This window comes from Christiangramia sp. LLG6405-1, assembly GCF_045055805.1.
In the GTDB taxonomy this organism is placed as follows: domain Bacteria; phylum Bacteroidota; class Bacteroidia; order Flavobacteriales; family Flavobacteriaceae; genus Christiangramia.
This window is the reverse complement of sequence record NZ_CP159330.1, coordinates 1,477,299-1,492,193: the sequence shown is the minus strand read 5'-3', so window position 1 is coordinate 1,492,193 and position 14,895 is coordinate 1,477,299. Positions and strand designations below refer to the sequence as shown.

10 protein-coding genes are annotated in these 14,895 nt (G+C 39.2%); 4 read left to right on the top strand and 6 right to left on the bottom strand.

Annotated features, from left to right (window positions below; all coding sequences use genetic code 11):
* Positions 1-341: 341 nt before the first annotated feature.
* The 5 genes from secDF to asnB form a co-directional block, all read right to left on the bottom strand.
* Complete coding sequence (secDF, locus tag ABVM50_RS06885; protein ID WP_405200519.1) at positions 342-3,344, bottom strand: protein translocase subunit SecDF; 3,003 nt, start codon at positions 3,342-3,344, stop codon at positions 342-344.
* 167 nt (positions 3,345-3,511) lie between these two features.
* A complete protein-coding gene (locus tag ABVM50_RS06880) occupies positions 3,512-4,438 on the bottom strand; it encodes a malate dehydrogenase (RefSeq protein WP_298525359.1) in 927 nt (308 codons plus the stop codon).
* Between the two features lie 94 nt (positions 4,439-4,532).
* Positions 4,533-5,516 carry a DUF6588 family protein gene (locus tag ABVM50_RS06875; RefSeq protein WP_405200518.1) on the bottom strand — a complete coding sequence of 328 codons (984 nt, stop codon included), beginning with the start codon at positions 5,514-5,516 and terminating at the stop codon, positions 4,533-4,535.
* A 125-nt stretch (positions 5,517-5,641) separates the two neighbouring features.
* Positions 5,642-7,582 carry a DNA topoisomerase (ATP-hydrolyzing) subunit B gene (gyrB, locus tag ABVM50_RS06870; RefSeq protein ID WP_405200517.1) on the bottom strand — a complete coding sequence of 647 codons (1,941 nt, stop codon included), beginning with the start codon at positions 7,580-7,582 and terminating at the stop codon, positions 5,642-5,644.
* A 183-nt stretch (positions 7,583-7,765) separates the two neighbouring features.
* Positions 7,766-9,370, bottom strand: a complete 1,605-nt coding sequence (gene asnB / locus ABVM50_RS06865) for an asparagine synthase B (RefSeq protein ID WP_405200516.1) — start codon at positions 9,368-9,370, stop codon at positions 7,766-7,768.
* Between the two features lie 258 nt (positions 9,371-9,628).
* Here asnB and ABVM50_RS06860 point away from each other — a divergent pair, with 258 nt between their 5' ends.
* Positions 9,629-10,207, top strand: coding sequence for a DUF2911 domain-containing protein (locus ABVM50_RS06860; RefSeq protein ID WP_405200515.1), 579 nt, complete (start codon positions 9,629-9,631; stop codon positions 10,205-10,207).
* Positions 10,208-10,257: 50 nt separating this feature from the next.
* Here ABVM50_RS06860 and ABVM50_RS06855 read toward each other — a convergent pair whose 3' ends face one another.
* Positions 10,258-10,890, bottom strand: a complete 633-nt coding sequence (locus ABVM50_RS06855) for a 7-carboxy-7-deazaguanine synthase QueE (protein ID WP_405200514.1) — start codon at positions 10,888-10,890, stop codon at positions 10,258-10,260.
* Between the two features lie 116 nt (positions 10,891-11,006).
* On the opposite strand from ABVM50_RS06855, the gene ABVM50_RS06850 reads away from it, so the two are divergent.
* From ABVM50_RS06850 to ABVM50_RS06840, 3 genes are read left to right on the top strand one after another with little or no spacing between them, the layout of a single operon-like run.
* Positions 11,007-12,269 carry a D-alanyl-D-alanine carboxypeptidase gene (locus ABVM50_RS06850; RefSeq protein ID WP_405200513.1) on the top strand — a complete coding sequence of 421 codons (1,263 nt, stop codon included), beginning with the start codon at positions 11,007-11,009 and terminating at the stop codon, positions 12,267-12,269.
* A 49-nt stretch (positions 12,270-12,318) separates the two neighbouring features.
* A complete protein-coding gene (locus ABVM50_RS06845) occupies positions 12,319-13,371 on the top strand; it encodes an LD-carboxypeptidase (RefSeq protein ID WP_405200512.1) in 1,053 nt (350 codons plus the stop codon).
* Positions 13,368-14,891, top strand: a complete 1,524-nt coding sequence (locus ABVM50_RS06840; protein ID WP_405200511.1) for a helicase HerA-like domain-containing protein — start codon at positions 13,368-13,370, stop codon at positions 14,889-14,891. The genes ABVM50_RS06845 and ABVM50_RS06840 overlap by 4 nt, the downstream gene beginning before the upstream one ends.
* Positions 14,892-14,895 lie beyond the last annotated feature (4 nt).

Genomic DNA, 14,895 nt, shown 5'->3' with positions numbered 1-14,895 from the left:
GTCTAACCGTGTGAATTAATACAAAGTCTATAGATAACCTTCTCCCACAAACTTAATAAGTGATATCTGCAACAATTTATTTCCAGCAATAGCTTCTTGTGAAGAATTGTCCGCTTAGTTCGGAATTGAGGTTTACAACCTGATTTAGAATGATATTCAGAAATATAAGCGAACTTATGTCATTTTCAAAATCTCAATTCTACCTATTGCTTCAGAAGAAAGGTTGAAGTTCGCCTTCGGAAGTGATTTAGGACAAAAAATTCAGAAATGATTCAGAAATGATTCAGAATAAAAAAAGGCTTCCAGATTGGAAGCCTTTTTCAATATATAATCGGTTAGCTCTAAACTGTAGTAGCTTCTTCAGTAACCGGTTCTTTCTTAGATTCTAAAGAGGCTTTCTTCTTTACACTATCGAACATTACCGGAGTAGCGATAAATAGTGAAGAATAGGTACCTACAATCACACCTATAATCAATGCGAACATAAACCCTCTAATGCTTTCCCCTCCAAAAATGAAGATCGCAAGAAGTACTACCAAGGTAGTAAGCGAGGTATTTAAAGTTCTACTCAAAGTACTGTTAAGTGCTGCATTCACCGTCTTTCCTAACGGCCAAGTAGAATGCTCGTTCACGAATTCACGGATTCTATCGAATACTACTACCGTATCATTCAGAGAGTAACCAATAACAGTCAAGATCGCCGCTATAAATGCCTGATCGATCTCCATGTTAAATGGCATTACTTTGTATAGTAAAGAGAAGATACCCAATACTACCAACACATCGTGGAATACCGCAGCCACAGCTCCTAAACTAAATTGCCATTTTCTAAAACGCAATAGAATGTAAAGAAATACTACGATTAAGGATCCTAATACTGCCCAGAATGAAGCGTTCTTAATATCATCGGCAATGGTAGCACCAACTTTCATTGACTGCATTACACCAACTTGCTTATCATCAGCTCCATCAACGAATTCTTCATAGGAAATGTCAGCAGGAAGGTATGAACCAAGTGCATCAAACAAAGATCTCTGAATTTCTTCATCAACCTGAGCACCTTCTTCATCAACTTTATACTTGGTGGTGATCTTTAACTGATTGTCCGGACCAAAAGTTTTAGCTTCTGCACTTCCAAACACTTCAGCAAGATCCTTCTCTACTGCAGTAGGATTCACATCATCTGCAAACCTTACCGTATAAGTTCTACCTCCAACAAAATCTACCCCTTCGTTAAGTCCTTGTGTAAGCAATGAACCTAAACTAATTACGATAAATAATCCTGAAACGATATAAGCGATCTTTCTCTTCTTAAGAAAGTCGATATTCATGTTCGTGAACAGATTCTTAGTGATAGAAGTTGAAAAATCCAGAGACTTTCCTCTTGTTCCATATCCATCGATAAATAATCTAGTAATAAAGATCGCTGTAAATAAAGAAGTAGCAATACCAATTAATAAAGTAGTTGCAAAACCTTTAATTGGACCAGTTCCTAATAAGAATAGTATGAGACCTGTAAGACCTGTAGTGATATTGGCATCCAGAATGGAAGACAATGCATTCTTAAATCCATCTGCAATTGCTTCTTTCTGAGCCTTACCTTTGGCAAGTTCTTCCTTGATACGCTCGAAGATAAGTACGTTCGCATCTACAGACATACCAATGGTCAATACGATACCGGCGATTCCAGGAAGCGTTAATACCGCTCCAAGACCTGCAAGTATACCAAAGATGAACAAGATGTTCACGATCAAGGCGATATCTGCATAAACCCCTGCTTTACCATAGTAAAGGATCATCCATAATAATACCAGTATAAGTGCGATACCAAATGACATGATTCCACTATCAATAGCTTCCTGACCAAGAGATGGCCCAACTACTTCACTTTGAATAATATCTGCTGAAGCTGGAAGTTTACCTGCTCTAAGTACGTTCGCTAAATCCTGCCCTTCAGTAATTGTAAAATCACCAGTGATCTCACTTCTACCTCCAGCAATAGCTCCGGTAGAAACACCTGGCGCAGAATATACGATGTTATCAAGAACGATCGCGATCTGGCTTTGTTCTGCAGAAGCTTTTCCTGTCATGGTTTCCCAGATCTTCGCTCCGGTTCCATCCATTTGCATGCTCACTGCAATACGACCTAATTGATCGTAAGTTTGTTGTGCATCTGTAATTACGCCTCCACTAAGTGGTGGTTCCATGTTGCGGTTTCCTTTTAATGCATATAATGCAGCAGTTTCTGTATCCTCAACTGCAACACCCCATACAAATTTAGCATAACGCATTTCTGAAGGAAGTAATGATCTTACTTGAGGCATTTGAAGGTAATCCATTACCTGCGCAGTATCCTGAACATTGAAGTTTGCAAGAACCGGCCCTCCTTGAAAACCTGGAGAAGCCATTAGATCAAACAACGGATTGTTTCCAGTTTCAACACTAGTGCTGTCTTCAGCATCGGCAAGTAGATCATCGATCTCATTGTCACCTGAAGTTGCTGCTGAATCTATTTCTTCTTCGGAAGTAACCTCCTCAGATTTTTTCATTTCAGCAAGACGATTGTTCGCCTGAACCAGGAATCCACCTAGCTCGTTGCTTTTATAAGTATGCCAGAATTCAAGTTGCGCAGTAGACTGAAGTAAATTCTTCACCCTGCTGATATCTTTGGCACCTGGCAATTCAACAAGAATTCTTCCTGAATTCCCTAAACGCTGAATGTTAGGTTGAGTTACACCAAACTTATCGATACGCTTTCTAAGTACTTCAAACGCTGAAGTAATAGATTCGTCAATTTTTTGTCTGATAATTGGCTCAACTTCTTCATTGCTCATGTTGAAGTTGATCTCACTACTTAATGCTTTGTTAGCAAATACATCCGGAGATGCAAGTTTAGCATTAGGAATGTTGTTGAAAGCTTCGAAGAAAAGATCTACATAGTTCTCCTGGCTATCGGTTTGAGCTTTATCTGCTTCGGCGATAGCCTTTCTAAAAGCCGGATCCTGAGAATCATTCGCCAATCCGCTTAAAATATCTCTAACCGAAATTTGAAGAATTACGTTGATACCACCTTTAAGGTCCAATCCTTTGTTCAGTTCTTTGTCTTTAGCTGAATCGTAAGTGATCCCGGCGATAATTTCATTATCTCCAATAGAATCAAGATACCTTGCTTCTGCCTGGTCACGAAGTTCTGAGTAGTTTTCTACATCCTCGCCAACCTTTTGCATGGCAAATTCCTCAGCATCACTCTCAACGTTGTTTGTCAAAAAAGTAAATGACAACTGATATAGACATACCAGCCCAAACAAAATTGCAAAAACTTTAATCAGTCCTTTATTCTGCATTATTCCTCAAATTATTGATTATTAGGTCTATTTTAAAAACGGACAAATATAGGACTTCATAATTCAAATCCCAATATTTTTTTTTGGATAATTTTAACTTTTAAAAGCATCAAAAAAGCCACATAGAATGTGGCTTTTGAGTATAGTCGGGAAAGTTTATTACAGACTTAAACGTCTAGCAATCCGTTGGTCTTTTTCACACCTTCGGCACTTTCTTTCATTTTATTTTTTTCAGCATCGTTCAGCTCGATTTCGACAATCTTTTCAATACCGTTCTTACCTAAAATAACAGGCACTCCAATACAAAGATCATTCAATCCAAACTCACCTTCCAATAAAGCTGAACATGGGAACATTTTCTTCTGGTCACAAGCAATCGCCTGAACAAGACCGGAAACTGCAGCACCTGGTGCATACCATGCGCTGGTTCCAAGAAGTTTAGTTAAGGTAGCTCCTCCAACCTTTGTATCTTCTGAAACCTGATCAAGACGATCTGTATCTAAAAATGCAGAGACCGGTACAGAATTTCTAGTAGCCAGACGAGTTAGGGGCACCATTCCGGTATCACTATGTCCACCAATCACCATTCCATCAACATCTGATGGTGGGCATTCAAGAGCCTCACTTAATCTGTATTTGAAACGAGCGCTATCTAATGCTCCACCCATTCCAATAATTTTATTTTTAGGAAGTCCCGTAGTTTTATGAACCAGGTAAGTCATGGTATCCATAGGATTACTAACCACGATCAAGGTTACATCTGGAGAATGTTTGATCAAATTCGCAGATACTTCTTTTACGATTCCTGCATTGATCCCGATCAATTCCTCTCTTGTCATTCCCGGCTTACGAGGAATACCACTGGTAATTACCGCGATATCACTGTTTGCTGTCTTAGAATAATCATTTGTGCTTCCACTAATCTTGGTATCGAAACCGTTTAGTGTCGCCGTTTGCATTAGATCCATTGCTTTTCCTTCAGCGTATCCTTCTTTGATATCAAGCAATACTACTTCTGAAGCGAAATTTTTTATGGCTACATATTCTGCACAACTGGCACCAACTGCACCTGCTCCTACTATGGTAACTTTCATGTTAAAATTATATTTAATTTCTATTAATAATGACAGCGAAATTACGAATTACGAAGCAGTTTTAATAATAAGGAATGGTTAAATCAAGTATTGCCTAAAGAAGGAAGTGCAACCCAACATTAAGATTTACATACTTCCCAGCAGTTGCCATCGTACTAACTTTGAAACTATTGAAGTATAAATTAAATCCGATATCTCCTTTGAATTGAGCCTGTGAATCATTCAATCTTGAAATCTCACTATTCACAAGATCCAATGCCAATCCACTGCCTCCAAATTCATATTCAAAGTCTGACTGCGCAACACCTAGAGCTCCAAATATTTCAAAGTTTTCGTATTTCTTTGAAGCCATTACCTCGGCCATCCATACGCCTGAACTTACATCGATCAAATTAAGATTAAGCAAATTAGGTACAGAAATTTGCTCAAACTCATATTTCACATCAAAAATATCATAGGCAACTATGGCCGCCACTTCCAAATCATCGTCCCTGGTTCTTCTTCTACCAAAATACTGACTCAAATTATGCTTTAAACCAACTCCATAGGTGCTGAATTCAGATCCGCTTACCTCAAGTGCTGGCAGAGCTCTTACTCCTAATTGGAAACCTAAAGGCAATCCAACTGAAACCTGGGCGAATGGATACATCAAGGCTCCAGTGTCTATCCCTTCAATCGCCTGAAACGCAAATTCCTGACCAAGAAAGTTTCCGTTAAACATTACATCTGTATCACTACCAAAGGCAGTTGGCACTACAGCAGCATTACCTCCATCGGCTATTGTAAGATTCGAAAAGTCATTATTATTTATAGTAAATTCTTTCTTGCTAGATGGAACAAATAGGGCATTTGCATGCAGGGAAACATCGACTTTCCACGGCTCCAATGCTTTCGCAGATGTAAACCAGCTGGCTGTTGCTTGATACGCTGCGCTCTCTGCTGCAGGAGTAGCGAATCCATCTGCAATAAACAGAAGGTCATCAATGATCTCCTGACCTTCCGCAGGTACCAATTGAGCATGTGCCATTCCGCTGCCAAAAAAAGCAAAGATTAGCGTCAAGATTTTAAAATTTTTCACGGTAATTGATTTAGGTTAAACTATAGGTGTTAGGGTTTGTAAATATAACAGTCCCGTAAATATTAAACGAAAAAAACCCACACTTAGTTTTAGTGTGGGTTTAGATCATATTATGTTAGTGAGAATTATGCATCGATATTCGCATATTTAGCATTCTTCTCGATAAACTCACGTCTTGGTGGAACCTCGTCCCCCATTAGCATAGAAAAGATCCTGTCGGCTTCTCCTCCATTATCGATATTTACCTGTCTCAACTTTCTGAATTCAGGATCCATCGTGGTATCCCATAGCTGTTCAGCATTCATCTCTCCAAGACCTTTATATCTTTGGATCTGAACACCGCCGCTATAACTTTCTGCGATTTCATCACGTTCTTTCTCGCTCCACGCATAACGTTTCTTCTGTCCCTTTTTCACAAGATAAAGTGGCGGAGTAGCGATAAAAATATGACCACTCTCGATCAATTCTCGCATGTATCTAAAGAAGAAAGTGAGAATTAGCGTTTCAATGTGGCTACCATCTACATCGGCATCACACATAATGACTACCTTGTGATATCTCAATTTTGAGAGATTCAAAGCTTTACTATCCTCTTCGGTACCTATAGTTACCCCAAGTGCTGTATAAATATTCTTGATCTCCTCGTTCTCGAAAACACGATGAGACATCGCTTTTTCAACATTCAGAATTTTACCTCGCAATGGAAGGATCGCCTGAAATTTACGATCTCTACCTTGTTTGGCTGTTCCACCTGCCGAGTCTCCCTCAACCAGAAATACTTCACATTGTGCCGGATCCTGCTCTGAGCAGTCAGATAATTTCCCAGGTAAACCGCCAACACTCATGACAGTTTTACGCTGAACCATTTCACGGGCTTTTTTCGCGGCATTTCTAGCCTGCGCAGCTAAGATTACTTTCTGAACAATGGTTTTTGCATCATTCGGATTCTCTTCCAGGTAGTTTTCCAACATTTCAGAAACCGACTGAGATACTGCTGAAGTAACCTCACGGTTCCCTAATTTTGTTTTGGTCTGACCTTCAAATTGAGGTTCAGCAACTTTTACAGAAATGATCGCGGTAAGTCCTTCACGAAAATCATCTCCGGTAATCTCAAATTTAATTTTATCCAATAGGCCAGAAGCATCTGCATACTTCTTAAGTGTAGTTGTTAAACCACGTCTGAACCCGGAAAGGTGGGTTCCACCTTCATGAGTATTAATATTATTTACATAGGAGTGCAGATTCTCACTGAATGAAGTATTGTAGATCATGGCAACCTCAACTGGAATATCATTCTTTTCACCTTCCATCGAAATCACATGACTGATGATCGGCTCACGGTTCCCGTCCAGAAATTTTATAAATTCCTTCAGTCCTTCTTCAGAATGAAAATCATCATGGACATACTCCCCATTATCCTCTTTATTCCTCTTATCTGTAAGACTAATTCGAATTCCTTTGTTCAGAAATGCCAATTCACGCATACGACTGGCCAAAGTATCATAATTGTACTCCAGAGTTTGTTGAAAAATGCTAGGATCTGGCTTAAATGTAACGATCGTTCCACTCAAATCAGTTTCCCCAGTAGGTTTTACCGGATAAAGTGGCTTTCCAAGTTCATATTCCTGCTGCCAGATCTGGCCATCACGATAAACAGTTGCCGTAAGATGTTCAGAAAGTGCATTTACACAACTTACTCCAACTCCGTGAAGTCCACCGGATACTTTATAAGAATCCTTATCGAATTTACCACCTGCACCAATTTTGGTCATTACAACCTGCAGTGCAGAAACTCCTTCTTTTTTATGTAGATCAATAGGAATACCTCTACCATTATCTTCAGTAGTGATCGAGTTATCCTCGTTGATAGTAACTTTTATATTATCACAGTGTCCGGCAAGGGCCTCATCTATGGAGTTATCAACAACTTCATAAACCAGGTGATGCAATCCTCGAACCCCGGTATCTCCAATATACATGGAAGGCCGCATTCGAACATGCTCCATCCCCTCCAACGCCTGAATACTGTCGGCAGAATAATTATGTTTCTTAGCTTCTTCGCTCATATTATGCTAATTAATTTTGTCTCTTTTGGATAACGAACAAATATAACAATTCGCATACTTTTAACAGGTTGCAGACCTGTGATGAGCCTCGAAGTTATCAACAAATATTGTGGAAAAACCCGAAATGTTTAAGATTATTTTCACATTTCGGGTTTTGAGGAAATTCAAATATTTAAACGAGTTTTATACAGCTACTTTTTTCATTCCAGGAGCTACGTGAGTTTCATTGGCTCTTCCACTAGGATCAAGATCTTTTTGCCATTTGGGGATCCATCTCTTTACTGTTTTCGCTGCGGAATCCTGAGGAAAATGCTGCTGAAAGATTTCACGGTAGAAGTAAGCTTCTTTTGAAGTTGGTGTGTTCACCGGGAATCTTGTTCCTGCAGTTTCGAGTTGAACGTCTGTCACCTGTTCTGAAGCATATTCAATTAGCTGATCGATCCAGTTGTAACCTACACCATCACTAAATTGTTCTTTTTGCCTCCATAAAACTTCTTCTGGCAGGAAAGGTTCTTCAGGAGTATCGAATGCTTTTCTCAAGATATACTTTTCAACACTATCATAAGTAACCGGCATCTTTTCTTCAGGAACTATTTCCATAGCGGTTTTCAAAAATGCTTTATCAAGGAATGGCACTCTAGCTTCAAGACCATGCGCCATCGTTGACTTATCGGCTCTCAGACAATCTGCCGTGGCAAGACGCTGTACTCTTCTAATGGTTTCCTTCTGAAACTCTTCCGCAGAAGGAGCGTTCTTGAAATATAAGTATCCACCAAGGATCTCATCAGAGCCTTCTCCAGACAATACAACTTTGATCCCTTTTTCAGCAATGGCTTTAGAGAGAAAATACATTGGAGTGCTGGCGCGAATTGAAGTAACATCGTAAGTTTCAAGATGCCAAACGAGCTTCTTCAGAATAGAGATCCCTTCCTCTACGGTGAAATGAATTTCATGATGCTCAGTTCCCAGAAAGTCTGCAACTTTGCGTGCTGCGATGAGATCTGGTGCTGCTTCATCCAAACCAATTGAAAAGGAATGCAAAGTCTGACCGCTATCTTTCATCAATCTGGCCGCGATAGAACTTGTTAACGACGAATCGAGTCCACCACTCAGCAATACGCCTAAAGGTACATCTGCCATCAATCTCTTTCTGGTCGCTTCGATCAAACTTTCACGTAGCTTTTTAAGATCTGCCGGCTGAGTAGCAACTTCAGATTTAAACCACTCTGGAGAATAATATCTTATGAATCCGGTTTCAGGAGTATAATAATGTCCAGGAGGAAAAGCATGAAATTCAGTACAGCTATCTGCAAGAGATTTCATCTCGCTGGCAAACCACATGGCACCTGCCTCGTCCTTACCATAATAAAGTGGTTTTACGCCAATTGGATCCCTGGCGACCATGAAGTCATCACCATCAATGATCACAAATGAAAATACGCCATCTAATTTATCTACGAATTCAAGACCATACTTTTCATACATATGCACGATCACTTCAGAATCTCCGGTAGTTCTGAAAGTATGATCCTTTAATTCGTTATTTCGAAGTGACATGTGGTTATAAATCTCTCCATTGTGTACCATCCAGGCAGTTTCAGTTCCTTGTATTGGCTGAATACCTGTGGTGAGATCTACGATTGATAGGCGTTCGTGAGCTAACACATAACCTTTTTCAGTAATTTTCAGTCCGCTTTCATCAGGGCCTCTATGAGACATTCTTTTTGAAAGATCAGCGATCTTCTTCTTGTCAAGATCTTTTCCGATAACTGCTAAAATTCCACACATGACTTATATTGTTTATTATTATGAGACAAATATGGCCTGAAGCTATATAAATGAAAACATTATGACATTTAATAATTATATTTGGAAAGTTCAAACTAAAAATTACATATCAAATGGTAGTATATCATTAGAAATTTCAAAATTTTCTTCCATTCGTAAACCTCAGCTAAAATTTTAACAGCATATTGGTGCTTCTTTAACAATTCACACCTCTCTGCGTCTTATCTTTATACTAACTAAAATTCAAATATTAGAATTATGAAAAAATTGATCATAGGTGGTTTAAGTGCAATGTTTTTCTTTGTTGCAAGCCCTATTAACGCACAGGATGATGATAAGGTAAACTACTCTAAGGAAGAACTTAAATTTTCCAAAGTAGATGCCAGTCCAATGGATCTTGCGCTTTACAGAGACCAGGATGACGCAGCAGTGGCGAGGGTAATTTATAGCCGACCACAAAAAAGAAATCGTGAGATCTTCGGTAAACTGGTACCTTATGGTGAGGTATGGAGAACAGGAGCGAATGAAGCAACTGAAGTTACTTTATACAAAGACATGAAAGTGGCAGACGCTACGGTAAAAGCTGGAGACTATACTTTATACACAATTCCAGGAGAAAAGGAATGGACTGTTATTCTAAACAGCAAAACCAATACATGGGGTTCTTATGAATATACAGATAAGGAAGATCAGGTTAGAATTAATGTGCCAGTAAGAAAGGCTCCTAATACTATCGAATCTTTATCTATGGCTTTCCAGGAAGCTAAGAACGGTGCAGACCTTCTTATTGGATGGGACAACAGCTATGTTAAAGTTCCATTTAAGAACGCGAACTAAAATTTAGTACAGCAGCCTATAATTTAAAAACGCCCTATCGGGCGTTTTTTTTATGGTATGTTCAAATATTTATGAGTTTGTAGCGATACTTTCCATCGCGGATTTTCCATTACATAATCAACGATCATCGGGATCACCTTATCGCGGTTGCTCCATTCAGGTTGTAAGTATAAGATACAAACTTCACTGACTTTCGCCGCCTGCTCTTCAGCAAACTTCAGGTCATGTTTATTGAAAACAATAACTTTAAGCTCATTGGCCAGAGGATAGATCTCCTCGGTTGGCAATTTGATTTTCTTTGGAGAAAGACAAATCCAATCCCAAGTACCCGTTAGCTCATAAGCACCCGAAGTCTCAATATGAATATCACAACCTTGTTTCTTAAGATTTTGAGTTAGAGCGGTCATATCCCAGGTTAATGGCTCACCTCCCGTGATTACAATAGTTTTACTGTGTCGGGTAGCATTTTCAACGATTTCCCCAACATGCGTAGGCGGGTGCGTACTGGCATCCCAGCTTTCCTTCACATCACACCAGTGACAACCTACATCACAACCACCAATCCTAATAAAATATGCAGCCGTTCCCTTGTGGAATCCCTCACCCTGGATCGTATAAAATTCTTCCATTAGCGGAAGCATTATTCCTTTATCAACCAGGCTCTTTGTCTCTTCTGAAATCATAGCCGGCAAAGATAATCATTATACTTCAGGATAAATAACCTTTGTTTTTTGAGTTTGCGATCCATCGGTTTAATTGTAAGTATGATAAAGTATATATTTAAATCAAAATTTTTAATATGCGCCTGAAGTTCTTAATAGCATTTTTATCCATTCTCGGACTGAGTTCATGTGCTACAGGTTTATCACGGAAAACGACTGAATTTGAGAAGATTCACCATGGATTTACCGGGATCGCACTTCTGGATGGAGAGACTGGTAAAAACATCTATCGGTATAATGCCCACAAATCTTTTACTCCCGCTTCGAACACCAAAATATTAAGCCTTTATTCGGCTATAAAATTCCTGGAGGACAGCATCATAACATTCAGATACCGGGAAACTGAAGATTCTCTAATCTTTTCAGCCACCGGAGATCCTGGATTACTGGATTCAGAAGTATCTTCTAATTCGCCGTTACAACTTCTACGGAATTCTGAGGATTCTATCTATTATCAAAAAGCTAACTGGAAGCAGGAAATTTATGGTGCCGGATGGAGCTGGGACGATTTTAAATATGCCTTCTCCCCTCAAATATCTGCAATCCCCGTCTACGGGAATGCAGTAATTTTTACGATGGTGAATGAGCATCTTAAAGTATCTCCGGGAATTTTCACCAGTTATACCCAAACTATTAATTCTGAAAAACTGGAAAAGCTTAAGGGAACGAATCAATTCAGAGTTCCACAGAAACTTCAGAAGAACGATACGCTTAGAATTCCTTTTGAAACTTCAGAAGAATTAAGCATCAGGATTATTGAGGAAGAAATTGGACGAACTATAAAAATTATTCCGCCAGGACCAAAAGCCAATCATATTATAAAATCCACAGCATCCGATAGTCTTTACAAGCAAATGATGCATACCAGCGATAATCTAATTGCGGAACAATTACTTATCATGATTTCAGAAAAAATAACGGATACTTTGAGTACTGAAATCGCTATAGATCATGCAAGAAATAAAATTTTAAAAGGACTGCCTGATGAATTCCAATGGGTGGATGGGTCAGGCTTGTCAAGATATAACATGAATACTCCAGCTAACTTAGCGAGCATTTTGAAACGTTTGTTGGATGAAAAAGGTGAGGCCTGGGTTTCGACCATTTTTCCCACGGCTGGAAAGCACGGAACTCTTGCAAACTTGCTAACGGACGAAAAAGCATTTGTATTTGCAAAATCAGGAAGTTTGAAAAACAACTATAGTCTTAGCGGCTACCTGAGAACGAATAGCGACCGACTTTTAATTTTCAGTATTATGAATTCGAATCATATGAGCTCTGCAAAAGACATAAAAGCTGAAGTTTCAAAGCTTCTTATTCACATTAGAAACAACTATTGAATTTTAGAAGTTCCAAATATTCCCTATTTTCGAGACAGTATATATACCTATGAAAAGACGCAATTTTGTTTACGGCCTGGGACTTGCCGGTTTAAGTATTCCCCTACAATCATTTTCAGCAACAGCAAAGCCGCAAATTTCAACCACTAAGAAACTTTTACCGAAAAGACTTTCTAAAGGAGATATTATTGGAATAACAAGTCCTGCAGGAGCAATTTTTGACAGTGAACCTTATGAGATCGCCCGGGAAAACCTGGAAGCGATGGGACTAAATGTGAAGTTTGGAGAATTTGCAAAAAGCAGGTACGGTCACCTGGCTGGCACCGATGAAGAACGCGCTTCAGAATTGAATCAAATGTTTGGTGATCCTGAAATTGATGCGATCATTTCACTTCGGGGTGGTTCTGGAGCTGCAAGAATTATAGATAAACTTGATTACGAGCTCATTCGTAAGAATCCGAAGATTTTCATAGGCTACAGTGATATTACAGCATTGCATCTTTCGATCTACGAAAAAACTGGTTTAGTGACTTTTCATGGACCTATGGCAAGCTCTTCATGGAATACTTTTAATTACGATATTTTTCACCGGTTGCTATTCGAAGGAGAAATGATCGAATATACCAATCCTGAAAATTTAAACTTTCTTGAAGTCCAAACCGGCAATAGAATAAGAACTATCAATATTGGTAACGCTAAAGGAGAATTACTAGGTGGAAATCTATCTGTACTTACCTCTATTATGGGAACACCTTATTTTCCTACTGACTGGTCAAATAAGATCCTATATCTTGAAGATATTGGGGAAAAAATCTATGCTGTAGACAGGATGATGTCCCAACTTAAACTTGGTGGTATACTGGATAAGATCTCAGGATTCGTCTTTGGCAAATGTACTGGCTGTGATCCTGGTGGAAGTGGCTATGGCTCGCTTACCATGGAAGAAGTTATAGACCATTATATAAAACCTTTAAACATCCCGGCATTCTCAGGTGCAATGATTGGACATATAGATGATAACAGCACCATCCCTAACGGAATTGAAGCTGAAATAAATAGCAACACCGGCACTATTAAATTATTAAAACCTGCAGTTAAATGACCACATCAGAAAAGTTTGTAGATCACATATCTTCGGAATATAGCACTAAAGGTGATTATATATATCTGGGCGCAGGAATGCTCGACGAACAAGTTTTTGCCGATGCTCCAGTAAAGATTCCGTTGAAAACAATGAACCGCCACGGACTGATTGCAGGGGCTACAGGAACCGGAAAATCAAAGACCTTGCAGATCCTTGCTGAAAACCTATCTCAGAAAGGAGTGCCGGTTTTACTGATGGACGTAAAGGGAGATCTTAGTGGAATCGCTAAGGCTTCAGAAGGAGCCACTTTTATAGATGAGCGTCATGAAAAACTTGGGTTTCCATTTTCTCCAGATGCTGCACCGGTAGAAATGCTAAGTCTTTCAGAACAAGATGGAGTAAGACTTAGAGCAACAGTGAGTGAATTTGGACCAGTGCTATTATCAAGAATACTGGATTTAAATGATACCCAATCCGGGATCATGGCGATCATATTCAAATATTGTGATGATAACCAACTGCCACTTCTGGACCTTAAGGATCTCAAAAAGATGCTTCAATACACTACTGAAGAAGGTAAGGAAGAGATCAGCAAAGAATATGGTAGAATTTCAAGCGCATCCACAGGTGCTATTCTTCGGAAGATCATTGCACTGGAACAACAAGGCGCAGAGCAGTTCTTTGGTGAAAAATCTTTTGAGGTAAACGATCTCCTTAGAAAAACATCAGACGGAAAAGGATATGTGAATATTTTGAGGCTTACCGATATTCAGGATAGACCAAAATTATTTTCAACATTCATGCTTTCTTTACTTGCTGAAATTTATTCAACCTTTCCAGAGAAAGGCGATATGGATAAACCGGAACTTGTTTTATTTATTGATGAAGCACATCTTATTTTTGATGAAGCTTCAGATGCATTGCTTGATCAAATTGAAAGTATTGTAAAACTGATACGTTCCAAGGGCGTTGGACTTTACTTAGTTACTCAGAATCCGGCCGATGTTCCTGAAGAAGTTCTGGGACAGCTGGGACTTAAAATTCAGCATGCTCTAAGGGCTTTTACGGCTAAAGACCGAAAGGCAATTAAACTTGCTGCTGAAAATTACCCGATTTCCGAATTTTACGATACCAAAAATATGCTTACCTCGTTAGGTATTGGAGAGGCCATGGTTTCAGCATTAGACGAAAAAGGAAGACCTTCTCCTTTGGTAGCGACCATGTTGCGCGCACCAATGAGTAGAATGGACATATTAAGTGATTCAGAATTAAGACAAATCAACAAAAATTCTGAACTTGCCCGGAAATATAATGAGGAAATTGACCGCGAAAGTGCCTATGAGATCCTGAATAAAAAAATCGAAGAAGCAGACCGTGAAGAGGCTAAACAACAGGCTAAAGAACAGCGAGAAAAAGTAACAAAAACCAGTACCCGCCGTAAAAGTGGACGTTCCCGTGAAGGTGCCATCATCAAAGTGCTAACCAGTGCAACTTTTATACGCGGCGTAATGGGAATATTGAATAAATTTTTAAAATAAAGGA